Origin of the sequence: Halomonas sp. ISL-56, from assembly GCF_018612805.1 — a bacterium.
Classification (GTDB): Bacteria; Pseudomonadota; Gammaproteobacteria; order Pseudomonadales; family Halomonadaceae; genus Vreelandella.
The window spans coordinates 479,440-505,454 of sequence record NZ_JAGGRO010000011.1; the positions used below are offsets into that span (position 1 = coordinate 479,440).

The window sequence follows — 26,015 nt, forward strand, 5'->3', positions numbered from 1 at the left end:
AAAATTGTATAGATGAGGCTTTACGCATGGCAGAGCGCAGTGACACGCCCGACACCAACACGCCGCCGCAACCACTGCTCGAGGATGAGCAGCTGGATAGACTGGACGACTTCCTCGATTCTGATCAAGTCGATGAAGACGCCCTGGATCTCATTTCCGCCCATGGCTTTTTAGTGGCCCTTGCCGTGGCTCCCAGCGAAGTGCCGCCCACCCAGTGGCTGGCTGAGCTGTTTCAGGGCGAGCCTCGCTATGCCGATGACGCCGAGCGTGATGAGATTATCACCCTCCTCACGCTATTGCGTGACAACGCGGTGGCGGTACTCGAACAAGGGGGTCTTCCGGAACTCCCCTTTGAGCTAACGCTCGGCGGCGAACCCGCCGAAGACACCCCCATTGGCGATTGGTGTGCGGGCTTTATGGAGGGCGTCTTCAGCGACGAGAGCGCCTGGTTCCAGGACGACGAAGAGGCCGCTGCCACGCTACTGCTGCCGTTTATGTTGCTCTCTGGGCTATTCGACGAAGAGCCGGATATGGCCGAGCTGGCGAAAGATCAAGCGCGCCAGGAGTCGCTGGTGGTGCAGTTGCCGGAACTGGTGTTGGATCTTTACCTGCACTACCGCGTGCCGCAGGAAACGCCCAAACCCAAACCGCGCAAAAAAACGCCTGCAAAAGGCAAAAAGCGCTAGGTACTTAGATAAGCATAAGCACGCAGGCAAAAGACGCTATTTAAGCCGCATTATCAGCGCGTCAAGCACACCATAGAGCCACTCCCGGACGCGCTGCCCCCAGGGCCGGGCCGCCCAAGCCTCGGCATCTACCTCCTGGCTGGCGGCAAAGTTACGCTCAAACAGCTCGCGTACATCGGCCGCGAGCTTCGGATCCTTCGCCTCTTGGTTGGCTTCCAGATTCCAGTGCAAATTCCAATGGTCAAAGTTACACGAACCAATGCTCACCCACTCATCGGCGAGCACAAATTTGGCATGGATAAAGGTCGGTTGAAACTCAAAAATGCGCACTCCGGCCTTGAGCATGGCGTGATAAAAGCGCTGCCCGGCAAAACGCACGCCGGGATGATCATGCTTTGCCCCCGGCAACAATAAACGCACGTCAACCCCGCGGCGAGCCGCCCGAACCAAGCGCCGACGCAGGGCAAAAGTGGGCACGAAATAGGGCGTACACAGCCAGAGCCGTTCATTTACCTGGCTGACACGATGATGCAGCGAGTGGCGAATCGCTTGATAGCGGTAGCCACGGGCTGACATTGCCCGCCCAGGCACGCCATTAGGGAGCACCTGTGGCTTACGGCGCTCAGGGAGAGTCGCCGGGCGACTATCGCCCTTCTCCGCGCGGGTCAGGCGCGAATGCCACAGCCGGCGAAACAGCAGTTCCCAATCGGCCACCACTGGCCCTTCAATACGTAGCGCAATTTCGTACCAGGCATTGAGAAACTCATCCACCGCGCCAAAACCGCCGGTAAACGCCAGTTCGCCATCGATAACCACTATTTTGCGGTGATCGCGGCTTAAGTTCCGTGCTAAAGAGTGAAAGCCAATAGGGTTAAAAAAGCGCAGCTGAACACCGCCCTGCTTGAGGCGTTGGCGATCACTATTGGAGAGGCCCATGGAGCCATAACCATCCAACATCAGACAGACGCAGACCCCGCGTTTGGCAGCTTTTATAAGCGCATCGCTGACCTGATCGGCAAGCTCCCCCGACTCCATCAAGTAGAGCTCTACCAGCACATAGTGCCGTGCGGTATGCACCGCTTCAAACATGGCCGGCAGAAAGCGCGCAGCCTCGGGCAGCAGCGTAAAGCGATTACCTTCTCGCCACTCGTTCCGCATAGGTGCTCCTGGGTTGATAGGGTGCCAACGATCTAGCGTGCCAATGAGCGATGCACATACAGATCGTAGCGGCTGGTTTTACCCTCAAGGGTATGCTGGGGCGCTGGGCCCGCAATAGGCGGCGCTTTACGCGGACGCTTTACCACCACCCGATGCGTAGCGACATCCAGCGCCGCTTCCAGCAGGCGTGGGGCATCGTCATCATCACCGGCCAGCTCGCGAAATAGACGCATCTCTTTTTTCACCAGCGCCGATTTCTCACGATGGGGAAACATCGGATCCAGGTGTATCACCTGCGGTGAAAAGTGAGCACTGGCCACCAGTTCAGCCAACGCTTGAGCGGCGTCGCCGTGGCGCAGCGTCATACGGGCAGCAATTTCCGCCGTATCGCTATGTCTGGAGGCACGCTTCAAGCCATCCCCCAACAGCGCCGCAATCGCCGCAACTCGCTCAATTAGCAACACCTGGGCGCCTAGGCTGGCCAATACAAAGGCATCACGTCCCAGCCCTGCCGTGGCATCAACGATACTGGGCGTCACGCTCTTGGCAAGCCCACAAGCCTTGGCAATTAGCTGGCCACGGCCACCACCAAAGCGACGCCGATGAGCCGCTTTGCCCGCCGCAAAGTCGACGCTGAGTGGCTTGCCGTAGCGCTTCTCATCACCGATCAGCACTAACCCTTCATCGCGCTGCTCTAAACGCAGGTCGGCAGGCAAAACAATGCCCTCAACGTCGCCCTCAACGAGGCTCCCAACATAGCGCTCTACAAAGCTCATGCAGGCTTTTTCCAAGCAACATCGTTGCGCAAGTAAACTGGTTGAACGAGGTGTGCCGCTTGCCCCAGCCCAGCGGCAAAATCACGCGCCGCCAGCCACGCCATCTCTTCGGCGCGGGGCTCTAAATCATCCAAATGTTGGGGCATGCTGAGCTGTACATCGACAGTGAAACGCTCCCACAGCGTAAAGCCACTGCCCACACCGACCCAGTCAGTCTCTTCGCCTGGCAGGCGCAGCGTCTCAGGGGCAAGCACAGCCTCCTTGCTCATCGGTGTAAGGGAGTCTTTAAGACAGTGCCAGGTCGCAGCGTATACTTCACCCATACGCGCATCCAAGGCGGTCACCACATGGCGCAGGTGGTAGCGACGATGGGCCTGCAGGGCCAACGCTTTCAAGGTAGACACACCCAACAAGGGGCAGTCGAGGCCAAACGCCAACCCTTGAGCGGCTCCCGCCGCTATACGCAGGCCAGTGAACGACCCAGGACCACGGCCAAAGGCCACGGCGTCCAACTGGGAAGGCGTTAGCTGCGCTTCGGCAAGCACTTCATCCACCATCGGCAGCAGCCGACGGGTATGGGCACGGGGCGTCATCTCAAAGCGCGCCAGGCACTCAGTGCCCGAGTCGTCTTGGCGCAGCAAGGCTGCAGAGCAGGCGCTCGAAGAGGCGTCCAGAGCAAGCAGGTGTAACGGCATAGCAAATGGCCACTCGAAAGAAAAGTTGCAGCATTATACCTTTGTCACGCTAACACGACGATGGCCCGCATTAAGCGGGCCATCGGCAAAAGCGAAAAACGCTTCTATCATTTGAGGCTCTTATCAGCTAAGGGCTACTTTTACTTGGCGGGTAATATCCTTCACGCTGCCTACACCTTCAATGCGGTGGTACTGGGGCGCGCTCTGCGGATCCTGCTTAGCCCACTGCTGGTAGTAATCGACCAGTGGTGCAGTTTGATCGTGGTAAACCGACAAACGATTACGTACTGTGGCTTCTTGATCATCTTCACGCTGGATCAGCGTTTCACCAGTGACATCATCTTTGCCCGGCTCTTTGGGCGGATTGTGATCTACGTGATATACCCGTCCCGATGCCTGATGCACACGGCGCCCCGCCAAGCGACTGACGATCTCTTCATTGGGTACGGCAATTTCCACCACGTGATCCAGCTTAACGCCGCCCTCTTTCATGGCATCGGCCTGGGGAATCGTGCGTGGGAAGCCATCGAACAGAAAGCCGTTCTCGCAGTCGGGCTGGCTGATGCGCTCTTTGACCAGGTCGATGATGATGTCGTCAGACACCAGGCCACCGCTGTTCATGATCTCTTTTACTTTCAGGCCCAGCTCAGTGCCATCTTTAATGGCCGTGCGCAGCATGTCCCCGGTGGAAATCTGAGGAATCTTAAATTGCTCGCAAATAAACTGAGCTTGAGTCCCCTTCCCCGCGCCGGGGGCACCCAACAGGATTAAACGCATGGCACTGCTCCTTGAAGTTCTTAGTATGAAAAAAGGTATGAAAAATGAATATGAAAACGAGTATTGAAATTCTGTTAGCTGACAATAACCGCGCCTCTCAAGCGACACAACTCCCCAAAAGCCTGATAGACCCACTTTTATGTCATTTTTTTAACGTTAAATCAGTCAGGTGAGGCAAAACTACCACTTTGGTCGCCCGGTGATCGGTTTAACCTGCTTATTAACAAACACAAGCGGCGCCCCGAAGGGCGCCGCTAGTGAAAGTACATCGCTACCAATTACAGCAGTAAGCGACGAATATCGGTGAGTACATCGGCCAGGAAGGCGGTAAAGCGTGCCGCGTCGGCGCCGTTGATCGCACGGTGATCGTAGGAGAGCGACAGCGGCATCATCAAGCGTGGCTGGAAGGCGCTGCCATCCCATACCGGCTTCATCTGCGCTTTAGAAACACCCAAAATTGCCACTTCCGGCGCGTTGACGATCGGGGTAAACGCCGTGCCGCCAATCGAGCCAAGGCTCGAAATGGTGAAGCAGCCACCGGTCATCTCGTCACGCTTAAGCTTTTTGGTCTGGGCTTTCTTGCCTAGCTCCGCCATCTCCTTGGCAATCTCGATCAAGGACAATTTATCGGCGTTACGTACCACCGGCACCATCAGGCCATCGGGAGTATCCACGGCGATACCGATATGCACATAGTTCTTCCATACCAGAGTCTCACCGTCACCCTTCAAGCTGACGTTGAACTGCGGGAATTTACGCAGCGCAAAGGCACAGGCCTTAACCATAAACGGCAGCGGCGTCAGCTTAGCGCCTTGGGCTTCCGCTTCGGCCTTCATCGCCTTACGGAAAGCTTCCAGCTCGGTGATGTCCGCTTCGTCGAACTGGGTGACGTGGGGCACATTGAGCCAGCTGCGGTGCAGGTTGGTGGCACCCATTTTGAGCAGGCGCCCCATGGGTTTCTCTTCCACTTCACCAAACTGGCTGAAGTCGACTTCCGGGATCGGCGGAATGCCCGCACCACCCGTCGCTGCGGCTGCCGCGCCGGTCTGCGCTTTACCCTGATTGGCAATCGCCTGCTTCACGTAGGACTGCACATCCTCTTTGAGCACGCGATCTTTCGGGCCGCTGGGCTTAACAAGCCCCAAATCGACGCCCAGCTCGCGAGCCAGCATGCGTACCGCAGGGCCAGCGTGAACCAACTTGCCATCGCGGGGCTTGTGGGCTGCCATCTGCGCTTCCGGGCTGGGCGTACCCGCCGGTGATTCAGGCTTAGCACTTGGCTGGCTTGAGCTGCTTTGCGCGGCTTTTTCGGGCGCGGCTTTTTTCGGTGCCGCTTTTTTGGCACCAGCCACTTCCATATAGCCGATCACATCGCCTTCCGAAACCGTGTCGCCCTCTTTAACGGTTAGCTCAAGGAGCTTGCCTTTATAGGGGCTGGGCACGTCCATAGAGGCCTTGTCAGACTCCAGGGTAATCAACGGGTCTTCTTCGTTGACTTCATCACCCGCCGCTACGCCGATCTCAATAATCGGCACGTCAGAGGAGCCAGACAGATCCGGCACGCGAATCTCTTTGCGCTCCGGCTCGCCGCTGGCGGCTTCTTCGGGCTCGTCATCCGGCTCAGCCGCCGCTTGTGGTTCGCTGGCTTGGTTGGATGGCTGGTCGTCAGAAGCGTCTTCGCTGCCATCGCCACCTTCGCCAACGATTTCCATCTGGCCGATCACATCGCCTTCCGAGACCGTGTCGCCCTCTTTTACGGTAAAGCTGACGATCTTACCGCTATGGGGACTGGGCACGTCCATGGAGGCTTTGTCGGACTCCAAGGTGATCAGGGTGTCTTCAGCCTCGACCACATCACCTTCGCTGACAGCGACTTCGATAATTTCGACGCTCTCAGAGCCACCGAGATCCGGCACTTTGATATCCACCGTCTGCTTACCGCCGGCGGACTTTTTAGCCGCTGGCTTCTGCTCTTGTGGTTTGTCTTCTTTAGGTGTTTCTTTTTTCGCTGGGGCCTCTTCAGACTGGCTATCAGACGAGCTCTCTTGTTTCTCGTCGCCACCACCTTCGACTTCCAGCTCAACGATATCGTCACCTTCCGAGACGCTATCGCCTTCTTTGACCAGCACTTTAAGCACCTTGCCGCCTTTAGGGGCCGGTACATCCATGCTGGCTTTATCGGATTCCAGCGTGATTAGGGTGTCTTCCGCTTCAATGACGTCGCCTACTGACACCGCAATCTCGATGATTTCGACATCGGTATCGCCGCCGATATCGGGAACTTTGATGATTTCGCTACTCAAGGTCGCGCTCCTTCCAAATCGGATCGAGCCGGTGGGCAAGCGCCCACCGGTCAGCGGTTTAGCTAGTCAGCGGGTTAGGCTTATTGGCATCAATGCCGTACTTCTTAAGCGCTTCGCCAACCTGCTTGCGATCAATCTCGCCACGCTCAGCCAGCGCACGCAGCGCCGCTACGGTCACGAAGTAGCGGTCTACTTCGAAGAAGTAGCGCAGCTTCTCGCGGGTGTCTGAACGGCCAAAGCCATCGGTACCCAATACAGTGTAGTCACCCGGTACCCAGGCGCGCACTTGATCGGCATACAGCTTCATGTAATCGGTTGACGCAATAATCGGCCCGTCGCGACCTTCCAAGCACTTCGTGACGTGAGGCTTAGTAGACTCAGCATCTGGGTTCAGGAAGGCTTCACGATCAAGCAGCAGCGCTTCACGACGCAGCTCGTTAAAGCTAGTCACGCTCCAAATGTCGGCACCAATGCCCCAATCATTCTCAAGCAACTCAGCGGCAGCTTCGACTTCGCGCAGAATGGTGCCCGAACCCATCAGCTGAACGCGGCCTTTGTCACCCTTGGTTTCACGCAATAGGTACATGCCTTTAACGATATCTGCGGCAGGTACGTTTTCCAGCGCAGGGTGCTCGTAGTTCTCGTTCATCACCGTTAGGTAGTAGAAGCAGTTCTCCTTGTCGGAGAACATGCGCTTCAGACCATCCTGAACAATAACCGCCACTTCATGTGCGTAGGTCGGGTCGTAGCTGCGGCAGTTAGGGATAGTCGAGGCCTGAATCAGGCTGTGGCCATCCTGGTGCTGCAAACCTTCGCCGTTAAGCGTGGTACGCCCCGCCGTGCCGCCAACCATAAAGCCGCGTGCTTGCAGGTCGCCTGCTGCCCAAGCCAAGTCACCAATGCGCTGGAAGCCGAACATCGAGTAGTAGATGTAGAACGGCAATAGCGTGACGTTGTTGTTGCTGTAGGAGGTCGCCGCGGCGATCCAGGCCGACATCGCGCCCGCTTCAGTAATACCTTCTTCAAGGATCTGACCTTTCTGATCCTCGCGGTAGAACATGATCTGGCCTTTATCCACCGGCTCGTACTTCTGACCTTCCGAGGTGTAGATACCCAGCTGGCGGAACATGCCCTCCATACCGAAGGTACGCGCCTCATCGGGGATGATCGGCACCACTTTCTGGCCTAGCTTCTTATCTTTTACCAAGCCGTTAAGTACCCGCACGAACGCCATGGTGGTGGAGACTTCACGGCCTTTCGAGCCGACCATTTGCGAGGCAAAGGTTTTATCTTCGAGGCTGGGGATTTCCAGTGCCTCAAAGTCGCTCTGGCGGCTAGGCAAGTAGCCACCCAGACGCTCACGCTGCAGGTGCATGTACTTCAGCTCGGGAGAATCATCCTCCGGCTTGTAGTAAGGCACATCTTTGAGCTGTTCATCGGTGATCGGAATGCCGAAGCGATCGCGGAATGTCTTGAGCGCTTCGTACTCCATGCTCTTGACCTGGTGCGCTTCGTTGGCTGCTTCGCCATCGCCGCTCCCCATACCGTAACCCTTAACGGTATGCGCCAGGATAACCGTGGGCTTGCCATTAGAGGTGTTAACCGCTTCGTTGTATGCCGCGTAAACCTTGAACGGGTCGTGGCCACCGCGGTTGAGTTTCCAGATATCTTCGTCGGAGAGGTCGTTGACCATCGCCTCGGTTTCTGGATATTTGCCAAAGAAGTGCTCGCGGGTATACGCGCCGCCGTTGGCTTTGTAGTTCTGGTACTCGCCGTCGACCGCTTCATCCATGCGCTTCTGAAGGATGCCTTTCTTGTCCTTCTCGAACAGCGGATCCCAGTGACGGCCCCAAACGACCTTAATCACGTTCCAGCCAGCACCACGGAAGACGCCTTCGAATTCGTCCATAACACGCGAGTTGCCGCGTACCGGACCGTCAAGGCGCTGAAGGTTGCAGTTGATAACGAAGATCAGGTTGTCGAGGTTTTCGCGACCTGCCAACGAAATGGCACCCAGAGATTCCGGCTCATCACACTCGCCGTCACCCATAAAGCACCAGATCTTGCGGTCATACATGTCCTTCAGCTCACGGTGATGCAGGTACTTCATCACGTGCGCTTGATAAATCGCTTGGATCGGCCCAAGACCCATGGAGACAGTGGGGAACTGCCAGTAGTCAGGCATTAACCACGGGTGCGGGTAGGACGAGAGGCCATCGCCGTCCACTTCTTGGCGGAATTTGTCCATCTGCTCTTCAGACAGACGACCTTCCAAATAGGAACGCGCGTAGATACCCGGCGCCACATGCCCTTGGATATACACCAAGTCACCGGCAAAGTCGCCCTGAGGGGCGCGGAAGAAGTGGTTAAAGCCCACGTCATAAAGCGTTGCCGAGGACATAAAGCTGGCAATGTGGCCACCCAGACCGGGCTTGGCACGGTTATTACGAATGACCTGCGCAATGGCGTTGTAACGGATCAAAGAGCGAATACGACGCTCCATGAACAGGTCGCCAGGCATCGGTGCTTCGCGGTGAACCGGGATCGTATTACGGTGCGGGGTTGTCACCGAGAAGGGCACCTTCATCCCATCCCGGCGCAGGCGATCCGCCAGGCGGGTCATCAGGTAGCGGGCACGATCTTCGCCCTCACGATCCAATACCGATTCCAGGGAATCAATCCATTCCGTGGTTTCGATCGGATCGAGATCTTCTCTTGTCTCCAGACTCATAGAGGTCTCTCCGAATGACGATAAATGACAAAAATCCCCGCTACCCTGAAGGGCCTGGGGCGGCGGTGTGGAACTCCACCACCCGCCAACATTCAGCCGGTGATTAAACGCCGGATAGGGGTTTTAGCTCTACATTCAACAAGCTACGTGCTCATTAATGTAGTAAAGCTACACAATTCTCTTAAAAGTTAGCCTTTTGTATAGGGGAAGATACCTCAAAGTCGCCACGCTGCCAATTCTGTCGCAGCGGAAAAGCCTATCGAAAACAAACTATTGCACTGCAACATAAGCAATATATATAGCCTTTGCCACTGCTGCCATTCGAGAGCCAGCTGTAATTAAACTACCGTTTTATTACGTTATTAGTGAAATACTTAGCGCGGAAAAACGTAACCGAGTCGCCATCACTCAAGGCGCGATATCAGCCGCTGCTTAAAATACGCCCAGTCAAACGCCGGACCGGGGTCTGTTTTGCGCAGCGGCGCTACATGGGCATGGCTGGTGATACGACGGCTATCTAGCTGGGGGTTGCGCGCCAATAGCCACACCACCGCTTCTATCAGCGCGTCATATTGGGCCCTGGTGTAGGGGCTAACGTCATCCCCTTCAAGCTCAATCCCCACCGAGAAATCGTTGAGCGCCCTTCGCCAGCTTAGCAGGCGGGCATCCCACCAACCGGAGCGCCCGGCATGCCAAGCACGCTGATCTGTATCAACAAACTGCACGCACTCACCATCGCGACGGATAAGCAGGTGTGCGGAGACCTTTAAGTGGGCAATTTCGGCGAAAAACGGATGCTCGTCTACTGCCAATTGATTGGTAAATAGCGCCTCAATAGCATGACCACTAAACTGACCTGGGGGAAGACTGATCGCATGTATCACTAGCAACGACACCTCACCGCTGGGTCGAGAATCACAGTTCGGTGAAACGACTTTACGCGCTTTTTCCCACCAGCCGTCAAGGGGTTGTTTGTTTTCCACTGGAGGGCTCCTCTACGTTAGCGCTCTTTTTCAATGCTCTCTTTCTCCGTTCTCTTTCACCTTCACCGCTGTTTTTCACTACAATGCCCGACATCGAAGACGACGTTCAGAGAATTCACTGCCATGCATTATCAATCCGCTCTTGCTGAAGAAATCCGCGCCAGTGCCGCTCGCTTGTTAGCAGAAGACGTTGGCCCGGGTGATATTACCGCGCAATTGATCCCTGAACACCAGTGGGCCAGCGCCGATGTTATTACCCGTGAAGCCGCCATACTGTGCGGAGCACCCTGGGTCGATGAACTGTTTCGCCGCCTGGATAGTCGGGTAAGCCTGACCTGGCACGCTGCCGACGGAGATAAGCTTGAGGCTGAGCAGTGTTTTTTAACTCTGGAAGGCCCCGCCCGCATACTGCTCACCGGCGAGCGTGCAGCGCTGAACGTGCTGCAAACACTATCGGCCACCGCTACCGCTACCCGCGCTTATGTCGACCTGATCGCAGGCACCGGCGTGCGCCTGCTGGATACCCGCAAAACGCTACCCGGCATGCGCTTGGCGCAAAAATATGCGGTCACCTGCGGTGGCGGACACAACCACCGCATAGGACTGTGGGACGCGTTTTTAATCAAAGAGAACCACATTGCCGCCTGCGGAGGCATTCAAGCAGCGGTTGCCCAAGCGCGCAAGCTAGCCAGCGACCTGCCCATTGAAGTCGAGGTAGAAACCTTTGAAGAGCTGGATCAGGCGCTGGCAGCGGGGGCAGATATTGTCATGCTCGACAATTTCGCCATTGAAGACCTGCACGTTGCGGTTGAAATTAACGGCGGCCGAGCCACTCTGGAAGCCTCAGGCAATGTGGATGCCACCACCCTGCGGGCAATCGCCGATACCGGCGTTGACTGTATCTCTAGCGGCGCACTGACCAAAGATATCGCCTCCATCGATCTTTCAATGCGCATCACGCGCAGCTATAGCGTGTGATGATTAAGTTTCGACAGCGTTAAGCCGCTTGGAGAGCTTATAGCGCTGCAGCCGTTCTCCGCTTCGCTCTACCCATTCTTCGCCGTGGTTCTCCCAGCCACGGCGCACTAGCCGCTCATAGAGCATCGAACTGGCCTCTATTTCTACCCGCCCAAGCCCCTGCTCCAACAGTAGCCGCTCGGCATGAACCAGCAGCGTGGTGCCGATACCGCGGCCGGCCAGAGAGGGCCAAACGTAGAGGGTTTCAACCCGCCCAGCGGCTAAGTCCAACTCCAAAAAGCCCACGCAGCGACCATCGCAGGCAGCCACCAAAGTGGTATAGAGCGCTTGTCGCACCCCCCAGGCACTGCCTTCGCGGGGCAACGCCTGCGCCCAGGCCTTTCGCTCTGAGAGCGTGTAATGCGCTGCTGCGCCCTGCATCACGGCGTGGTAAAACACTTCCGCCTGGTCGACGGCATCACGTGCCAGCGCCGCACGGTACATAACGCGCGCATTTGCCGGCGTTGGCGCTTGCTGCCCCTCGGTATTGGTCATGCGTCACCTCTGAGCTGTTCAGCTATCATTTGTTCAACACACATTCGCTCACGCCCCATTTGGTCACGCTTGGGCCATTGCCTGCTTTATACTACGCAAATCAACCCTATGCGAATCAACCCTAGCAAAAGGCAGTGTGATGGACGATGCACATAACAGCGAGCACTTTACGCTGACGCCCATTGGTCATGTGGTTAGCGACTACCCGGATAAATTCGGTATTCCGCGCCAGCCGGGGCTCGCCCCTGCTGCCAATGCCCAACTGGTACTCACCGCTCCCTACAACGATCCACACGCTGTGCGCGGTTTGGAAGACTTCAGCCACCTTTGGTTGAGCTTTATTTTTCATCAAAGCCCCGAGCGCTGGTCGCCGCTGGTAAGGCCGCCGCGCCTGGGGGGCAATAAAAAAGTGGGGGTTTTTGCCAGCCGTAGCACCCACCGCCCTAACCGCCTCGGGCTCTCTCTAGTGAGGTTAGTCGGGATAGACTCCCAGCACGGTGTCGCCCTAAAGCTCCAGGGCTGCGACTTAGTCAGCGGAACCCCGGTGGTCGATATCAAGCCTTATCTACCCTGGGCCGAATCTCATCCTAACGCACTGGCCGGCTTTGCCCCTGAGACACCGTCACTCATGGAGGTTGCCTTTCATCCAGCGGCACTCGACACGCTCGCTCAGCGCCAAGACAGTGCCACCCTGCTGGCCTTAATTGAGCAGGTGCTAAGCCAAGACCCCAGGCCCGCCTACAAGCAAAAGGATAGAGGGTCTGACCGTCTTTATGGCGTGCGGCTGCGCGACGTGGACGTTAAGTTTTGCCCTCGCCAAAAAGGCGAAGCCACCACCTTAGAGGTGATGGCTATCGAGCCGTACGACCAGTAATGACACAAGCGTGGCGGTTTAAGCGGGGAAAGTTATGCCCAAACGACGACCAACTTCCTCATACGCCTCAATCACTCCGCCCAACCCCTGACGGAAGCGGTCTTTATCCAGTTTCTCACGGGTGTTGGCATCCCACAGGCGGCAGCCGTCCGGGGAGAATTCATCGCCCAGCACGACTTCACCTTTGAATACGCCGAACTCCAGCTTGTAATCCACCAGCAGCATATCGCCCTCAGCGAACAGCGCTTTGAGGATATGGTTAACCTTGAAGGTTAATACCTTCATTTTGGCTAACTGCTCAGGCGTGGCCCAACCGAAGGTTTCCGCCAACGATTCATTGATCATCGGGTCGCCCTTCTCATCGTTCTTCAGGAACAGTTCAAAGGTCGGCGGCGTAAGCGCGATGCCCTCTTCGACGCCGAGTCGTTTTACTAGGCCACCTGCGGCGATGTTGCGCACTACGCACTCCACCGGGATCATCTGCATCTTTTTGACCAGACTCTCCGTATTGGAGAGCTGCTTTTCGAAGTGAGTGGGAATGCCCGCTTCCTGCAGCCGCTCCATAATGAAGGCGTTAAAGATGTTATTGACCATTCCCTTGCGGGCCAGCGATTCCACTTTTTTGCCATCGAAGGCGCTGGTGTCATCACGAAAATTGAGCACCAACAAATCCGGATCGTCGGTGGTATACACAGATTTCGCCTTACCGGCGTAAAGTTCTTGGCGCTTTTCCATGGGGGCTCCGTAAGGGGGCAAAGGTCAATAAGTTAACGTAAATAGCCGGAGACACGCTCAAGCAGCTCGCGCTGATCATCGGCGCTGAATGCCCGCTCGCTGGCGTTAATGGCACGCAGAATCGTCTGGTCGCCGTCAGGCTGCAGGGCAAGACGGATCTCTTGAGACATCTTGCGCACGTCCGCGCTGAAGACAATTTGCAGCGGATTACGGTTGCGCTCGGTTTCGGTCATATATTCAACCATAAACTCGTGACTAGCCGGATCAGCCGCCAGCAAATCACGTTGGCCTTGCTGAGCAAAGTCCAGCTCAAGGTAGTGGTGCAACTCGGCCCAGACACGGTCAACGGGTTGCGGGATAACCACTTCCCACTCGTCGTTCTGCTGGCGAATTTGCAGCGTCTGCTCATCGGTAAGACGCTGCGCCGTCCAGGAAGAGGAGACGCTGGCTGACGCGCTGCGCGAACTTAGATGGCTCTCTAGTGCCTCCAGGCAGCTAGCCATGGTTTGCCCACCACGTTCACAGCGAACCTCGCTGCTACCTGCGCGCAGCGCGCTTTGTAACCGTATTTCCGCCTGGGGGGTAACGATGACACCCTGGGAAGCGCTGCTCTGCAGCACCTCCAACTGACGACTGCGCACAAACGCTTCCAACTGCGGCCACACCGTACCGGTATCAGCGGCGACGACTAGCCAGGTTTGATCGCCCACTTCGCGGCGCTCAACGTACTCAGGTTCCAGGCCACTACCGATTGCCAGTGACTGAGGAGGACGAATTTCTGCCGCTTCGTCAAGCCGTGCACCTTGGGTGGCGGCTTGAGGAACCGGCAGCGCATCGCGATAGCGTTGAGTATTGCGGGTCTCTGGCAGCACTAGCGGCGGCGCTGGCGCGGCGTCGGTGTAATCCAGATTACGGTCATCGTAAAAACCATCCCGCGCACAACCAGAGAGCGCGACAGCCGCTGCGAGTGCCAGCGGCACCCATTTAAGCGCACGTATTTCAAGCACAGAGCTCATCAAGCCACCTTAAGTCAACAAATCAGGTACCCAGCACAGCGGTAGGTGTGCTGGGTAGCAAAGGGTATTGCGCCGAATTACTCCTCTACGACGCCCGCTAACTGCAGCGCTTCGCTCACTGTGGCGTGGTACTTTTCCGACAGCCAGGTTAGCGGTAAGCGAATACCCGCGTCCGCGTAACCCATACGATTCAGCGCCCACTTCACCGGAATAGGGTTCGACTCTATTCCCAGATTGGTGTGCAGCGGCATCAAACGCGTATTAATTTGGTGAGCCTTATCAGAATCACCGGCTACGGCTGCCGCGCAAAGCTCATGCATCGCCCGGGGAGCAACGTTGGCAGTGACAGAAATATCTCCATGACCACCCATCAACATAAAGTCACAGGCGGTGGCATCGTCGCCGGAGTAGAGCATAAAGCCACTGCCCTTTAAGCGAGTGATTAGATCTTCCGCACGCTCTAGGTTCCCCGTAGCGTCCTTTAAACCGATAATATTATCGACTTCAGCTAGGCGTAGCACGGTTTCGTTGTAGATATCAGAGCAAGTACGGCCAGGCACATTGTAAAGAATGACCGGCAGATCACTGGCTTCGGCGGTGGCCTTAAAGTGCTGAAACAGGCCTTCCTGAGTAGGCTTGTTGTAATAGGGAGCAACCGTCAGACAATAATCTGCACCGACCTCTTTAGCGTAGCGGGTCAATTCCACTGCTTCGGTGGTGTTGTTCGAGCCGGTACCCGCAATGACGGGAATACGGCCATTGACCTCTTCAACCACACTGCGAATAACGTCAAAGTGCTCTGCGAAGGACATAGTCGTCGGTTCGCCCGTGGTGCCAGCTGCCACAATGGCATCGGTGCCATTATCGAGATGGAAGTTCACCAGACGGCGAAGCGCCTCCCAGTCGATGTCGCCATTGACCTTCATAGGCGTCGCCAGGGCGACAATGCTGCCTGTGATCATCCGTTTATTCCTCACCAGCCAAATTATGGTATCAACTATCTACGTTTTTTTAAGTACGTCGTGTTTTAAGCGCTATAGCGACACTCTGCATCAAGCGCCAGTATCGCACAGAGAGCAAATGGTACTCAGGCGATTCGAGCCTGTACAGCGTAAAGCGCTGCGAGTTTGCAGCCACGCTGTTTTATCGCTTTGACATACGCGGTTAGGATACGTGTAATCGCCCCAAGCAACCGCCTTAACACCCACCCTCAACGAGGACGCTTCATGCCCATTGAAATTGGTCAAACCGTCACTGACTTCTCCGCCTCAGCTACCGGAGACACTACCGTCACGCTATCGGCACTGCGCGGTAAACAAGTGGTGGTATATTTCTATCCCAAGGCCAGTACGCCTGGCTGCACCACCGAGGGCGGAGACTTCCGCGACCGTAAAACCGCCTTTGATGCCGCTAATACGGTGATTCTCGGCGTCTCCCGCGATGGCCTGCGCGCCCAGGAGAACTTTAAGGCCAAGCAGGATTTCAATTTCGACCTGATCTCCGACAAAGATGAAAACGTCTGCACGGTGTTTGACGTTATCAAGCTCAAGAAGATGTACGGCAAGGAGCACCTGGGTATCGAACGCAGCACCTTCCTGATTGATAAGGAAGGCAAGCTAGCCCAGGAGTGGCGCGGTGTTAAAGTGCCTGGCCACGTTGACGAAGTGCTTGCTGCGGCTGAACAACTTAACGCGGCTGGCTAGCCCGCTTTTCTAATTTTTCTTCAACCAATCCCATTACCCGTGCAGACCCGCACGGGTAATGGATCAACCTTACTCGACCTCTTGGGCTGCCGGAGCTTGCAGCCCTCGTCGCTCCTCACGCCCTTGCAGGCTGCGCGGCCAAGCGTAGATCAGTGCCTTCAGCAGCGTTGCCAAGGGAATGGCAAAGAAAATACCCCAGAAGCCCCAAATGCCGCCGAAAAACAGTACCGCCACAATGATAGAAACCGGATGAATATTATTGGTCTCAGAGAACAAAATCGGCGCCAAAACGTTGCCATCCAGCGCTTGAATCACGCCGTAAGCCACCAGCACATACGCAAACTGCTCACTAATGCCAAAATGAAACCCAGCCACCGCAGCTACCGGCAGCGTGGCCACCGCCGCACCGATGTAGGGCACTAGCACTGAAAAACCCACCAGCACCGCCAACAGCGCCGTGTAGGGCAAACCAAAAAAAGCAAAGGTAAAGAACGCCACCGTACCCACGATGATGATTTCAATAAATTTGCCGCGGATATAGTTGGCTATTTGATCATCCATCTCGCGCCAAATACGCGATAGCAGCGTGCGCTTTTGGGGCAGCAGTGAAAGTATAAAACCGACCAGAACGTCACGATCTTTAAGCATAAAAAAGACCAGAATCGGCACCAGTACCAGATAAATAATCAGCGACATGATGTTGCCTAGCGACGCCAGCGAGAGCGTCAAGGCGCGCTGGCCCAGTTGGCTGATTTCACGGCTCGCCACCCCAATCCAGCTCTGCATCTGATCCGGTGTAATAATATTCGGGTAGCGCGCCTGCAGCTCATCCAACCATCCCTGTCCACTGGCGAACATCCGCGGCGTCTCTTGCACCAGCCCCACTAACTGATTCCAGATCAACGGCATTAGAATAAATGCCAGTGTCAGCAGCACACTAATAAAGGCCAAAAAGACCAGGATGACCGCCAGCAGATGCGGCACTCCCCGCCGGGTAAACGCGCTCACAACGCCTTGCAACAGAAACGCAATCACCAGGGCGGTAAAAAAGGGCGCCAGCATCCGCCCGAACCAAATAATCGCTGCAAAGCCCGCCACTAGAACTACTAGCAGGATCAGCGCCTCTTCGTCCGAGAAGTAGCGCTCCACCCAACTTTTTAGAATCGTGCGCAGGGTCATGGGTGCGCATCCCCAGCTTTTCTAATCCAGTACACATAAATATCGTCGCGCTGTTCACGTCCTTCCAGCGTATGCGCACTTTGGTCGGTAAACGACGCCATATCCCGCCACGACCCCGCATCCGTTGAACGTACTTCCAATAATTGCCCTGCCGCCAAGCTCGCCAAAGCCTGCTTCGCTTTTAGCAACGGCAACGGGCAATGCAGCCCACAAGCGTCAAGCACCGTGTCGGGTTGAAAGCCCCCGGTTTGCTCAGACATACACTCTCCCTCAAAATGACTTGCCTATTGACGGCATAAATGGATCAATGCTGTTGCATAAACATTTTTTCAACAAACTTTCTTCAACAAACATTGTTCAATAAATCCTGTTCACTAAACCCTGTTTCATAAATCCTGTTTCATAAACCCTGCGGCATACACTGTCTTTTAGCGATTGATTTCACTAGGTAGTCGATTTAACGGCACTTCCCCGTGTTTATCAATGTCACACTCTCAATCAATGCATACCCTGACCGCTATACTTAACCATCACTTAAGAGGATGCCATGCCGACCCTTCGTACTACTTACCCAGGCTGGATATGTGCGTTCGCTTGTGCCTGTGGCAGCCTACTCTTTAGCCCACCCAGCGCGGCTAGTAACGACTATGGGTTGCCAAGTTTAGGGGCGGCATCTACCTCCGTCAGCAATGAAGAGTACCGCCTGGGCCGCGCGTGGTTGCGCCAATTTCGTGCCCAAGCCCCCCAGTGGCAAGACCCGATTGCCAATGATTATTTGCAAAGCCTGATTGCCCGACTAGCCCCACATAGCCAAATTAACGGCCTGCGCACGATCACCGTGATGGTCGATAACGGTTCCCTGAACGCTTTTGCCGTACCTGGCGGCGTAGTGGGTATCAATTCAGGGCTTTTCGCATTTGCCGAAGATGAAGGCGCCTTTGTCTCGGTACTCGCCCACGAACTAGGTCACCTCTCTCAACGCCACTATGCCCGGGGGAGCGCCCGCGCGTCACAGACCCAATTGCCCGCCATGGCAGCCATGCTGGCAGGTATGCTGATTGCCGCCAGCGGTGGGGGCGACGTTGGCATGGCGGCCGCTATGGGCTCTCAGGCGGCGCTGATTCAGGATCAACTCAGCTACTCAAGGCTATTTGAACAGGAAGCCGACAACATAGGCTTGCAGGCGATGGCCGACGCGGGCTATGACCCCCAGGCAATGGTGCGCATGTTCTCAGCCATGCAGCGTATGGCACGGCTGCAGGGCGATACGCCACCGGAATTTTTGCTCACCCACCCAGTCTCCGATAACCGCCTAAGCGCCGCACAAGCCCGCGCTGCCCAACTCAATGTCGCCGATGCTTATACCAGCAACACCCTCTACGACATGATGCGCGCCCGTGCACTGCTGAGCATTTACACCAACACTCCCCAGCAAGCAGCTTCCCGGCTTGCTCAGGAAGGCGCCGAACAAGCCGCTCAGGACTATTTAGCCGCGCTGATCGATGCTCGCAACGGCCAAACCGACAGCGCCCTGGAGCAGCTGGATAGGCTTGCCAACCAGCACCCTGACTATGCCATGTTGCCCGCCTCCGCGGCGAGTGTCGCGCTGGAAGCTGGCCGCTACGACCAGGCCATTCAGCGCAGTCAGCGATTACTGCGCTTTATGCCCAACTACCTGCCTGCCCAGCTGACCCTGGCTGAAGCGCAACTTCAGCGCGACCCTCCGGCGGCTTACCAACTGCTAAATGATATTACCGCGCAAAACCCGGAAAACCCCCAGGGCTTTAACCTGCTGGCCGAAGCAGCCGGGCGCAGCGGACACGATAGCTGGGGACATTTAGCACGCGCAGAGTATCTTCAACTGACCGGCCGAGTTGATCGCGGCATTCGCCAGCTTTCCATCGCACGGGATGCCGCCGAGCGGGAAAATGACCAGCAGGCGTTGGCAAGAATTGAGCAGCGCCGTGAAGACTTTATTGCGTATCGCGAAACGCTAAAAGATTTTAGTTGATGCCCTCAGCATGAAAAGCGCCCATGAGTTAGGCATCATGGGCGCAGTATGCTCTTAGCAGGTTAAGTCCATCTATGCTTTGAAGTTAAGCATACGTTCTAGCGGCTTTAAGGCCTGCAGGCGCAGCGCTTCATCCACCTGAATCTCACCACTCCCTTCGCGCAACGCACCCGCCAGGTTATCCAGCGCGTTCATGGCCATCCAGGGGCAGTGAGCGCAGCTGCGGCAAGTGGCACCGTTGCCCGCTGTAGGCGCTTCAAACAGGGTTTTGTCGGGCACGGCCTGCTGCATCTTGAAAAAGATACCCCGATCCGTCGCCACAATCAGCTTGTCGTTGGGCAGCTCTTTAGCCGCCTTGATCAGTTGCGAGGTGGAACCTGCCACGTCGGCCAGTTTAACCACCGGCTCCGGCGATTCTGGATGCACCAGCACCGCGGCATCCGGATAAAGGCGTTTGAGGTCTTCAACGCCCTTGGCCTTAAACTCCTCATGGACGATGCAGGCGCCGTCCCACATCAACATATCGGCGCCGGTTTTATTCTGGATATAGCCGCCCAAGTGTTTGTCGGGTGCCCAGAGAATTTTCTCGCCTTTGGCTTGCAGGTGTTCAACCACCTCTACCGCAATCGACGACGTCACCACCCAATCCGCCCGCGCTTTAACCGCCGCGGAAGTGTTCGCATACACCACCACGGTACGGTCAGGATGGGCATCGCAAAAAGCGCTAAACGCCCCCGCCGGACAGCCAATATCCAGCGAGCAGGTTGCTTCCAGGGTGGGCATCAATACGCGCTTTTCAGGCGAGAGGATCTTGGCGGTCTCGCCCATAAACCTTACCCCCGCCACGACCAGCGTGGTGGCGTCATGACGGGCACCAAAGCGCGCCATCTCCAGCGAGTCCGCGACACAGCCACCGGTCTCTTCCGCTAGCTGCTGAATGGCGTCATCGGTGTAGTAGTGGGCGACCAAAACAGCGTTATGGGCTTTTAAAAGCCGCTTTATCTCTTCAACCCGGGCCTGATCTTCCTCTGGAATACGGGTTGGACAATAAGCGGTGGGTAGCTGAACACTCAGCTCTGCTTGCGTAGTCATAATAGTCATTGTGTCTACCACTGCGACGAACAGGGAATCCCCCTGTTAAACACTGGGTCACGGCATAGGTCATTATCGTGATACCGCTATGCCGCTCGCGTGCGCGATAGGCCGGTGCGTCTCTCGCGGAAGCCTACCGCTTTAGAATCAATTCTAGACCATTGTGGTGGGTAATTGCTGCTTGCTGCAAGCAACTTGTTACAGCAGATCCTTTCCTGCCTGCATAGCAAAACGCCCCTGGCAGTAAACTGCCAAGGGCGCTGAATTTGGTGGGTCGTGCAGGATTCGAACCTGCGACCAATTGATTAAAAGTCAACTGCTCTACCAACTGAGCTAACGACCCAAACTTGCTTTGCTGCTTACTTACTGGCGCCATCAAACATACGCCATCTACTCTAAACGTTCATTACTTAATTCAAACTGACTTAACCTAACCTCATCCAAAAAGATCAGCTGTTTGAATGGTGGGTCGTGCAGGATTCGAACCTGCGACCAATTGATTAAAAGTCAACTGCTCTACCAACTGAGCTAACGACCCGCCTGAACGGATGCATATCCTACGCTTACACCTTATTGATAGCAAGCGTTTTTTGCCTTCACTCTACAATAATCAACCATTTTCGTGCCTGCCCACATTACTCAATGCGGGCAGGCTCGCCGCCAAGTCTAAACGCTAACGGCTGTGGACAAGGTAGGGCTCAGACAATTGCGTTTAGCGGGCTTTGCTTTTCGGCTTGCGCAACGCCTGCACCGGCTTACGCTTGTGTTTATCGCGGTTCCAGCGGTTCTTCTCATCTGGCGTCAGCGCGGGCACTTTACGGGTTTCCAAGTTAGCCAGGGTAGCTAAGTCATCCACCTCATCCTGGGTGAGCTCGACCCATTCGCCGGCTTTTGCCCTTTTATCGAGGAAGATATTGCCATAACGCACGCGTTTCAGACGACTCACCGTCAGCGCCTGGGACTCCCAAAGACGCCGCACTTCACGATTGCGTCCTTCCAGAATCACCACGTGGAACCAGGTATTGATACCCTCGCCACCAAACTCCTGCACGTCGGTAAAGCGCGCAGGGCCATCTTCCAGCATAACGCCGTCGACCATCGCCAAGATATGCTCGCGCTTCACTTCCCCCATGACGCGAACCGCATATTCGCGCTCTACCTGGGTAGAGGGATGCATCAAGCGGTTGGCCAACTCGCCATCGGTAGTGAACAACAGCAAACCGCTGGTGTTGATATCCAGGCGGCCAATCGCAATCCAGCGTTCACCTTTCAGGCGCGGCAAACGTTCAAATACGGTGCGCCGACCTTCCGGGTCTTTACGGGTGCACAGCTCGCCTTCCGGCTTGTTGTACATAATGACCCGACGCGGCGACTCCTCTTCCGGACGTAGCGCCACCGGGCGGTCATCAAAACTGACCTTATCCCGCGCTTCAACACGATCACCCAGTTTTGCCACTTGGCTATTTACTTTAACGCGCCCGGCGGAAATCGCCGTTTCCATCTCACGCCGCGAACCAAGACCTGCACGGGCCAGGACTTTTTGCAGTTTTTCACTGGTGGGGGGCGTGGTGTTATCACTCTGACTCATGGTCGTCTGACCTCACATCGGTAGTCTGCGTGCGCCCGCGCTCATCATCGTCAGCGCGCTGCGCACGTGCCGCTAGTCGGGCCTGTAAATCGGCAAAACTCAGCGGCTGGGTTAACGCCGTCTCGGCGTGCTTATCGGCTATTTCAGCCGCGGTAATCTCATCTTGCAGGGGAGGCGCATCCTGCACGGTTTTGCTCGTTTCGTCCAGTGCTTCATTGTCTGAAACGAAGCCATTCTCTTCATGAATGTCAGCACCTTTCATCATTCCCGGCTCTTCGGGTATTTCGTTCTCCTCCCAACTGGCCAGCGTATGCATGGGCGGCAGTGCATCGAGGGTTTTTAAGCCAAAATCGTCCAAAAAACTACGCGTGGTGGCGTAAACCGCCGGGCGACCTGGCACATCTCTATGCCCCACTACCCGAATCCAGCCGCGCTCCGCTAAGGTACGCATAATCGAGCTGCTCACGCTAACCCCACGCACCTCTTCGATATCGCCCCGGGTAACCGGCTGGCGGTAGGCGATCAATGCCAGGGTTTCCAGTAGCGCTCGGGAGTAGCGCTGGGGGCGCTCGTCCCATAGCCGCGACACCCACTGGGAAAGCCGCGGACGAATACGCAGCTGGTAGCCTGAGACCGTTTCCAGCAACTCTAGTGCACCGCCAGAATGACGCTGCTGCAACCGTTCAATAACGTCACGAAACTCCTTGCGAGAGGGGCATTCGCCCTCAAGAAAAAGCGTCTCCAATCGTTCAAGCGGCAAGGGTTCGCCAGCGGCCAGCAATGCCGCTTCAATAATGTCATCTAACGCGGTGACGGCGTTACTCATGGCGTCTCCTCGCCGGGCTCAAAAGCGGACTCGCCATAGGCATCATCTTCTATCTCGCCCTCATCAAAAGCGCTCTCCTCGCCGTCAGCAAGGGCAGCACGCCGCGCGCGCACGTGAATCGGTGACAGCGGGGCATTTTGGACAATTTCAATCATGGACTCTTTAGCTAACTCTAAAATGGCCATAAAGGTGACCACCACGCCTGCACGCCCCTCTTCCAACGTAAACAGCGCCTCAAAGGGGGTATAGCGCTGCTGGGCGTCGTCGAGACTTAGCTGCTCCATAATTTTGAGCATGCGCTCACGGGTAGAGAGCACCTCTCGACTGATCTGGTGAGCTTGCACCAGTTCGGCACGCTTGAGCACATCGGAGAGCGCACTGAGCAGCTCATCCAATTCCACCTCGGGGTGAATCACCCGGGATTCCAGCGGCGGCAAGCCTGCCTGCACACTGAACCAGTCACGCCCCATACGTGGCAGCGTATCCAGTGTCTCTGCGGCTTCTTTAAGGCGCTCGTACTCTTGTAGCCGACGGATAAGCTCGGCGCGGGGATCTTCTTCATCCTCGCCCTCTGCTTTAGGCGGGCGGGGCAGCAGCGTACGCGACTTGATCTCCGCCAGCATGGCGGCCATTAGCAGGTACTCACCCGCCAGCTCGATCTCCATGGCCTTCATCAGCTCCACGTACTCGATGTACTGGTGGGTGATGGTCGCCACGTTGATGGTCAAAATATCCAGATTTTGGCGGCGAATCAGGTAGAGCAGCAGATCCAGTGGGCCTTCAAAGGTTTCCAAAAACACGCGCAGCGCTTCCGGCGGAATATACAAATCCTCCGGCATTTGGGTAATCGGCTCATTAAACAGGCGCCCAAACGAAGCGGCCGCAGGCTCGGTGACCGCGGCATCAGGATTTTCTAAATCGATAGCATCGCTTGGCGTCTCGCTCACGCGGGTCGGGCTCTCTTAAGGTGGTTGAAATCAGGCAACAGCCTGACGGTGACGCGTTAAATCGCCTTGCCCGGCTAGAATCCCATCAATAGATACATCTTCATCCAGTGCATCCCAATGAATTCCACGGGCGCTCAATTCATAGCTTGCCAATTGTTGAGGTGATGCTTTAAGAAGGCGCGGGTACCAAGCCAGCGGTACGCCGACCGTTCGCCCATCGCTTAACTCAACCCAAAAATTATCTTCATCAAACGTAACTCGCTTAGGAGAAGTAGTCATGCCAGGCTCCCTCTAATATATCGCGGTGTTGAAGAATCATCGCCGTAATAGTGCGTAGCGCTTTGGCGTCGAAGCCATCATTTCTCGCCAATTGAACATCAGGTGAGAGCCAAAATTTAGCTTCAGCGCCCGCTTTAAATATATGGATGTGGGCAGGCTCTAAAGGATTACCTTCATTTGAATAGAAGAAGAACCTAAAACCCTGCAAGCGTAGCACCGTCGGCATCTAGCGCTCCTGCAGTTTACAGCCTAAATACTGAATAATAGATGGTTTATCGCCACAAGACACATGCTACCCCGCCTCCACCGCTTTCCGGTAGCGGCCAGCATAGTCAAACAGCTTGTCACGGATTTGGAAATGGCGCCCCACTTTGCGGCCTACGACAAAATCAGGGTGGCGCAGGCGGCGTTGTTCGGCAACGACCTCCTCGGCGCTTAGCGGTTGCCATTTACCCCCTGGTGCGCGCAGGTGGTAGCGCAGAAAGGCGGCATAGAAAGCCCGCCGCTGGGCGGGGGTTTCCAGGGCAAACCATTCGGAAAGATGGCTACCGTCTTCGTCATGATAGATGACTTTTAAGCGCGGCAGGCCACGGCCGTTGGTGGTCGCTTCCAACTGCATGCCGCTTACCCGCAACACCTTGGCATCTTTCAGCTTAAGGGCATCTTTGAGCTTATCATCCGCGTCCACCAGCAGTTTTTCGCAACCGTGGCAGCGCCGGGCGGCAATATCATTCTCGGCCCCGCACTCATCACACACCTTAAAACGGAAACGGAAGTCACATTGATGGCGCCTCCCTTCGTCATCTTCAATCAATCCCTGGCAGCGACGGCCATAGTGCTCAATCACCAGCTCGCCATCGCGCTTGCCCCAGTACAGATTGGCGTGACCACAGGCGGGGCACTCGACCTGCACCGGCTCGCTGTCGCTATCCGGCTTCGGTTCGCCCACTTCCGGGGCATAGATATCCCAGGGGTTACCGGCGTAATCCAGAATCAAGCAGTCGCTCTTACCCGGCGATAAGCGCAGCCCTCTACCTATCATCTGCTGATAGAGGCTCACCGATTCGGTGGGCCGTAAAATAGCGATTAAATCCACGTGGGGCGCATCAAAGCCGGTGGTCAGCACCGCCACGTTGACCAGATACTTCAGCTTTCGCGCCTTGAAAGCATCGATCAGCGTCGTACGCTCCTGGGAAGGCGTTGCGCCGGTAATCAGCGCCGCTTCTGCCCTGGGCAAATAGCCGATAATTTCTTCGGCGTGAGCCACGGTGGCGGCAAAAACCATCACCCCCTGGCGCTCAACCGCGCGTTCGACAATTTGTCCGATGATACCCGGGGTTGCCCGGCTACCCGCCACCACGCGATTAAGCGCTTCCTCCGCAAACAGACCGCTTGAAGCGGGCTTGAGCGCAGAGAAGTCGTAGCCCTCAATGGCCATATCCAGCCGCTTGGGCGCGGCCAGATAGCCCTGCTTAACCATCAGACGTAGCGGCTGCTCAAACACGCAGTCGCGAAAAAAGCTTTCCTCGCTGCCCCGCACCATGCCGTGGTGGTGGCGATAGTAGATAAACCCCTGCCCCAAGCGGTATGGCGTCGCGGTAAGGCCAAGTATTTTAAGCTGCGGATTATGCTGGCGCAGGTGCTCAATCACCTGGCGGTAGCTGGCGTCTTCATTAAGTGATACGCGGTGGCTCTCATCGATCACCAGCAGGGTAAAGTTAGCGTCGTTAAAACTGTCCAAGTTGCGCACCACCGACTGCACCGAGCCAAACACCACTTGGCGACTGGCCTCTTTGCGCTTTAAACCGGCGCTAAAAATATCCGCCTCAAGGCCATAGGCCTGGTACTTGGCGTGGTTCTGCTCCACCAGTTCCCGCACATGGGCCAGCACCAGCACCCGCCCACGCGCCAAGCGCGCCAGCTCTGCAATGACCAGAGATTTTCCGCTGCCGGTAGGCAATACCACCAACGCTGGATCGCTGGAGGCGCGAAAATGCACCACCACGCGCTTTACCGCTTCCTGCTGATAGGGGCGTAGCTGGGGCGTTGGAGATGACGGGCGTGAGACGTTAGGTGATGGCAAATTAAATAGCCTGCTATTGAACTATTACGACTTTAGTCGCGTCGTAGTAATGATGGTTTAA

The 26,015-nt window shown here is 56.1% G+C and carries 25 protein-coding genes and 2 tRNA genes; 5 read left to right on the plus strand and 22 right to left on the minus strand.

Going from position 1 to position 26,015, the window contains the following annotated elements; genetic code table 11:
• The first annotated feature begins 26 nt into the window (after positions 1–26).
• Positions 27–686 carry a YecA/YgfB family protein gene (locus tag J7J49_RS10125; protein ID WP_215092252.1) on the plus strand — a complete coding sequence of 220 codons (660 nt, stop codon included), beginning with the start codon at positions 27–29 and terminating at the stop codon, positions 684–686.
• 36 nt (positions 687–722) lie between these two features.
• Here J7J49_RS10125 and J7J49_RS10130 read toward each other — a convergent pair whose 3' ends face one another.
• The 7 genes from J7J49_RS10130 to ampD form a co-directional block, all read right to left on the minus strand.
• Positions 723–1,844 (minus strand): phospholipase D-like domain-containing protein, encoded by a 1,122-nt coding sequence (locus J7J49_RS10130; protein WP_215092254.1) that lies wholly within the window; start codon positions 1,842–1,844, stop codon positions 723–725.
• Positions 1,845–1,876: 32 nt separating this feature from the next.
• On the minus strand, positions 1,877–2,620 hold the full coding sequence (locus J7J49_RS10135; RefSeq protein WP_215092256.1) for a class I SAM-dependent methyltransferase: 744 nt from the start codon (positions 2,618–2,620) through the stop codon (positions 1,877–1,879).
• Positions 2,617–3,315 carry a tRNA (adenosine(37)-N6)-threonylcarbamoyltransferase complex dimerization subunit type 1 TsaB gene (gene tsaB, locus J7J49_RS10140; RefSeq protein WP_215092257.1) on the minus strand — a complete coding sequence of 233 codons (699 nt, stop codon included), beginning with the start codon at positions 3,313–3,315 and terminating at the stop codon, positions 2,617–2,619. Before tsaB ends, J7J49_RS10135 begins: the two co-directional genes overlap by 4 nt.
• Positions 3,316–3,438: 123 nt before the next feature.
• Entirely contained in the window at positions 3,439–4,092 is a 654-nt protein-coding gene (adk, locus tag J7J49_RS10145; RefSeq protein ID WP_215092259.1) for an adenylate kinase, read from the minus strand.
• Between the two features lie 278 nt (positions 4,093–4,370).
• Positions 4,371–6,395: a pyruvate dehydrogenase complex dihydrolipoyllysine-residue acetyltransferase gene (gene aceF, locus J7J49_RS10150; protein WP_215092261.1), complete on the minus strand. Its 2,025-nt coding sequence runs from the start codon at positions 6,393–6,395 to the stop codon at positions 4,371–4,373.
• A gap of 58 nt (positions 6,396–6,453) precedes the next feature.
• Positions 6,454–9,126: a pyruvate dehydrogenase (acetyl-transferring), homodimeric type gene (gene aceE / locus J7J49_RS10155; RefSeq protein ID WP_215092263.1), complete on the minus strand. Its 2,673-nt coding sequence runs from the start codon at positions 9,124–9,126 to the stop codon at positions 6,454–6,456.
• Between the two features lie 404 nt (positions 9,127–9,530).
• Positions 9,531–10,109, minus strand: a complete 579-nt coding sequence (ampD, locus tag J7J49_RS10160; protein ID WP_064234170.1) for a 1,6-anhydro-N-acetylmuramyl-L-alanine amidase AmpD — start codon at positions 10,107–10,109, stop codon at positions 9,531–9,533.
• A 123-nt stretch (positions 10,110–10,232) separates the two neighbouring features.
• Here ampD and nadC point away from each other — a divergent pair, with 123 nt between their 5' ends.
• The gene (gene nadC / locus J7J49_RS10165) at positions 10,233–11,087 is read left to right on the plus strand and encodes a carboxylating nicotinate-nucleotide diphosphorylase (protein WP_064234169.1); all 855 of its coding nucleotides are present in this window, start codon (positions 10,233–10,235) and stop codon (positions 11,085–11,087) included.
• Positions 11,088–11,090: 3 nt separating this feature from the next.
• Here the strand turns inward: nadC and J7J49_RS10170 are convergent, their stop codons facing one another.
• Complete coding sequence (locus J7J49_RS10170) at positions 11,091–11,621, minus strand: GNAT family N-acetyltransferase (protein ID WP_064234168.1); 531 nt, start codon at positions 11,619–11,621, stop codon at positions 11,091–11,093.
• A 139-nt stretch (positions 11,622–11,760) separates the two neighbouring features.
• Between J7J49_RS10170 and tsaA the strand changes: the two genes are divergently transcribed.
• Complete coding sequence (gene tsaA / locus J7J49_RS10175) at positions 11,761–12,495, plus strand: tRNA (N6-threonylcarbamoyladenosine(37)-N6)-methyltransferase TrmO (protein WP_215092265.1); 735 nt, start codon at positions 11,761–11,763, stop codon at positions 12,493–12,495.
• 18 nt (positions 12,496–12,513) lie between these two features.
• On the opposite strand, the gene purC is transcribed toward tsaA, so the two are convergent.
• The 3 genes from purC to dapA all read right to left on the minus strand — a co-directional run bounded on the left by purC (position 12,514) and on the right by dapA (position 15,208).
• Complete coding sequence (gene purC, locus J7J49_RS10180) at positions 12,514–13,230, minus strand: phosphoribosylaminoimidazolesuccinocarboxamide synthase (protein ID WP_022522119.1); 717 nt, start codon at positions 13,228–13,230, stop codon at positions 12,514–12,516.
• Positions 13,231–13,262: 32 nt separating this feature from the next.
• On the minus strand, positions 13,263–14,246 hold the full coding sequence (locus tag J7J49_RS10185; RefSeq protein ID WP_064234165.1) for an outer membrane protein assembly factor BamC: 984 nt from the start codon (positions 14,244–14,246) through the stop codon (positions 13,263–13,265).
• A 77-nt stretch (positions 14,247–14,323) separates the two neighbouring features.
• Complete coding sequence (dapA, locus tag J7J49_RS10190; RefSeq protein WP_064234164.1) at positions 14,324–15,208, minus strand: 4-hydroxy-tetrahydrodipicolinate synthase; 885 nt, start codon at positions 15,206–15,208, stop codon at positions 14,324–14,326.
• 264 nt (positions 15,209–15,472) lie between these two features.
• Here dapA and J7J49_RS10195 point away from each other — a divergent pair, with 264 nt between their 5' ends.
• On the plus strand, positions 15,473–15,949 hold the full coding sequence (locus J7J49_RS10195; protein ID WP_215092267.1) for a peroxiredoxin: 477 nt from the start codon (positions 15,473–15,475) through the stop codon (positions 15,947–15,949).
• 69 nt (positions 15,950–16,018) lie between these two features.
• On the opposite strand, the gene J7J49_RS10200 is transcribed toward J7J49_RS10195, so the two are convergent.
• A complete protein-coding gene (locus J7J49_RS10200) occupies positions 16,019–17,128 on the minus strand; it encodes an AI-2E family transporter (RefSeq protein ID WP_064234162.1) in 1,110 nt (369 codons plus the stop codon).
• Positions 17,125–17,388, minus strand: coding sequence for a sulfurtransferase TusA family protein (locus J7J49_RS10205; protein ID WP_064234161.1), 264 nt, complete (start codon positions 17,386–17,388; stop codon positions 17,125–17,127). Before J7J49_RS10205 ends, J7J49_RS10200 begins: the two co-directional genes overlap by 4 nt.
• 287 nt (positions 17,389–17,675) lie before the next feature.
• Here J7J49_RS10205 and J7J49_RS10210 point away from each other — a divergent pair, with 287 nt between their 5' ends.
• Positions 17,676–19,139, plus strand: coding sequence for a M48 family metalloprotease (locus J7J49_RS10210; RefSeq protein WP_215092270.1), 1,464 nt, complete (start codon positions 17,676–17,678; stop codon positions 19,137–19,139).
• A gap of 72 nt (positions 19,140–19,211) precedes the next feature.
• Here the strand turns inward: J7J49_RS10210 and nadA are convergent, their stop codons facing one another.
• The 9 genes from nadA to radD all read right to left on the minus strand — a co-directional run bounded on the left by nadA (position 19,212) and on the right by radD (position 25,954).
• On the minus strand, positions 19,212–20,240 hold the full coding sequence (nadA, locus tag J7J49_RS10215; RefSeq protein ID WP_215092272.1) for a quinolinate synthase NadA: 1,029 nt from the start codon (positions 20,238–20,240) through the stop codon (positions 19,212–19,214).
• A 258-nt stretch (positions 20,241–20,498) separates the two neighbouring features.
• Positions 20,499–20,574 (minus strand) — tRNA-Lys (locus J7J49_RS10220).
• Positions 20,575–20,693: 119 nt separating this feature from the next.
• Positions 20,694–20,769, minus strand: a tRNA-Lys gene (locus tag J7J49_RS10225).
• Between the two features lie 174 nt (positions 20,770–20,943).
• Positions 20,944–21,819: a 23S rRNA pseudouridine(2605) synthase RluB gene (gene rluB, locus J7J49_RS10230; RefSeq protein WP_064234158.1), complete on the minus strand. Its 876-nt coding sequence runs from the start codon at positions 21,817–21,819 to the stop codon at positions 20,944–20,946.
• Entirely contained in the window at positions 21,806–22,645 is an 840-nt protein-coding gene (scpB, locus tag J7J49_RS10235) for an SMC-Scp complex subunit ScpB (protein WP_215092274.1), read from the minus strand. Before scpB ends, rluB begins: the two co-directional genes overlap by 14 nt.
• A complete protein-coding gene (locus J7J49_RS10240; protein ID WP_215092276.1) occupies positions 22,642–23,592 on the minus strand; it encodes a segregation and condensation protein A in 951 nt (316 codons plus the stop codon). The genes scpB and J7J49_RS10240 overlap by 4 nt, the downstream gene beginning before the upstream one ends.
• A gap of 30 nt (positions 23,593–23,622) precedes the next feature.
• Positions 23,623–23,871, minus strand: coding sequence for a DUF2442 domain-containing protein (locus J7J49_RS10245; RefSeq protein ID WP_215092278.1), 249 nt, complete (start codon positions 23,869–23,871; stop codon positions 23,623–23,625).
• The gene (locus J7J49_RS10250) at positions 23,855–24,097 is read right to left on the minus strand and encodes a DUF4160 domain-containing protein (RefSeq protein ID WP_215092280.1); all 243 of its coding nucleotides are present in this window, start codon (positions 24,095–24,097) and stop codon (positions 23,855–23,857) included. The genes J7J49_RS10245 and J7J49_RS10250 overlap by 17 nt, the downstream gene beginning before the upstream one ends.
• A gap of 66 nt (positions 24,098–24,163) precedes the next feature.
• Positions 24,164–25,954 (minus strand): DNA repair helicase RadD, encoded by a 1,791-nt coding sequence (gene radD / locus J7J49_RS10255; protein WP_215092282.1) that lies wholly within the window; start codon positions 25,952–25,954, stop codon positions 24,164–24,166.
• Between the last annotated feature and the right edge of the window lie 61 nt (positions 25,955–26,015).

What these genes read in the sequence shown, in the direction of transcription:
- J7J49_RS10125 (WP_215092252.1), top strand. Translation starts at nt 27, where the DNA reads ATGGCAGAGCGCAGTGACACGCCCGACACCAACACGCCGCCGCAACCA.
- J7J49_RS10130 (WP_215092254.1), bottom strand. Translation starts at nt 1,844, where the DNA reads ATGCGGAACGAGTGGCGAGAAGGTAATCGCTTTACGCTGCTGCCCGAG.
- J7J49_RS10135 (WP_215092256.1), bottom strand. Translation starts at nt 2,620, where the DNA reads ATGAGCTTTGTAGAGCGCTATGTTGGGAGCCTCGTTGAGGGCGACGTT.
- tsaB (WP_215092257.1), bottom strand. Translation starts at nt 3,315, where the DNA reads ATGCCGTTACACCTGCTTGCTCTGGACGCCTCTTCGAGCGCCTGCTCT.
- adk (WP_215092259.1), bottom strand. Translation starts at nt 4,092, where the DNA reads ATGCGTTTAATCCTGTTGGGTGCCCCCGGCGCGGGGAAGGGGACTCAA.
- aceE (WP_215092263.1), bottom strand. Translation starts at nt 9,126, where the DNA reads ATGAGTCTGGAGACAAGAGAAGATCTCGATCCGATCGAAACCACGGAA.
- nadC (WP_064234169.1), top strand. Translation starts at nt 10,233, where the DNA reads ATGCATTATCAATCCGCTCTTGCTGAAGAAATCCGCGCCAGTGCCGCT.
- J7J49_RS10170 (WP_064234168.1), bottom strand. Translation starts at nt 11,621, where the DNA reads ATGACCAATACCGAGGGGCAGCAAGCGCCAACGCCGGCAAATGCGCGC.
- tsaA (WP_215092265.1), top strand. Translation starts at nt 11,761, where the DNA reads ATGGACGATGCACATAACAGCGAGCACTTTACGCTGACGCCCATTGGT.
- purC (WP_022522119.1), bottom strand. Translation starts at nt 13,230, where the DNA reads ATGGAAAAGCGCCAAGAACTTTACGCCGGTAAGGCGAAATCTGTGTAT.
- J7J49_RS10185 (WP_064234165.1), bottom strand. Translation starts at nt 14,246, where the DNA reads ATGAGCTCTGTGCTTGAAATACGTGCGCTTAAATGGGTGCCGCTGGCA.
- dapA (WP_064234164.1), bottom strand. Translation starts at nt 15,208, where the DNA reads ATGATCACAGGCAGCATTGTCGCCCTGGCGACGCCTATGAAGGTCAAT.
- J7J49_RS10195 (WP_215092267.1), top strand. Translation starts at nt 15,473, where the DNA reads ATGCCCATTGAAATTGGTCAAACCGTCACTGACTTCTCCGCCTCAGCT.
- J7J49_RS10200 (WP_064234162.1), bottom strand. Translation starts at nt 17,128, where the DNA reads ATGACCCTGCGCACGATTCTAAAAAGTTGGGTGGAGCGCTACTTCTCG.
- J7J49_RS10205 (WP_064234161.1), bottom strand. Translation starts at nt 17,388, where the DNA reads ATGTCTGAGCAAACCGGGGGCTTTCAACCCGACACGGTGCTTGACGCT.
- J7J49_RS10210 (WP_215092270.1), top strand. Translation starts at nt 17,676, where the DNA reads ATGCCGACCCTTCGTACTACTTACCCAGGCTGGATATGTGCGTTCGCT.
- nadA (WP_215092272.1), bottom strand. Translation starts at nt 20,240, where the DNA reads ATGACTATTATGACTACGCAAGCAGAGCTGAGTGTTCAGCTACCCACC.
- rluB (WP_064234158.1), bottom strand. Translation starts at nt 21,819, where the DNA reads ATGAGTCAGAGTGATAACACCACGCCCCCCACCAGTGAAAAACTGCAA.
- scpB (WP_215092274.1), bottom strand. Translation starts at nt 22,645, where the DNA reads ATGAGTAACGCCGTCACCGCGTTAGATGACATTATTGAAGCGGCATTG.
- J7J49_RS10245 (WP_215092278.1), bottom strand. Translation starts at nt 23,871, where the DNA reads ATGACTACTTCTCCTAAGCGAGTTACGTTTGATGAAGATAATTTTTGG.
- J7J49_RS10250 (WP_215092280.1), bottom strand. Translation starts at nt 24,097, where the DNA reads ATGCCGACGGTGCTACGCTTGCAGGGTTTTAGGTTCTTCTTCTATTCA.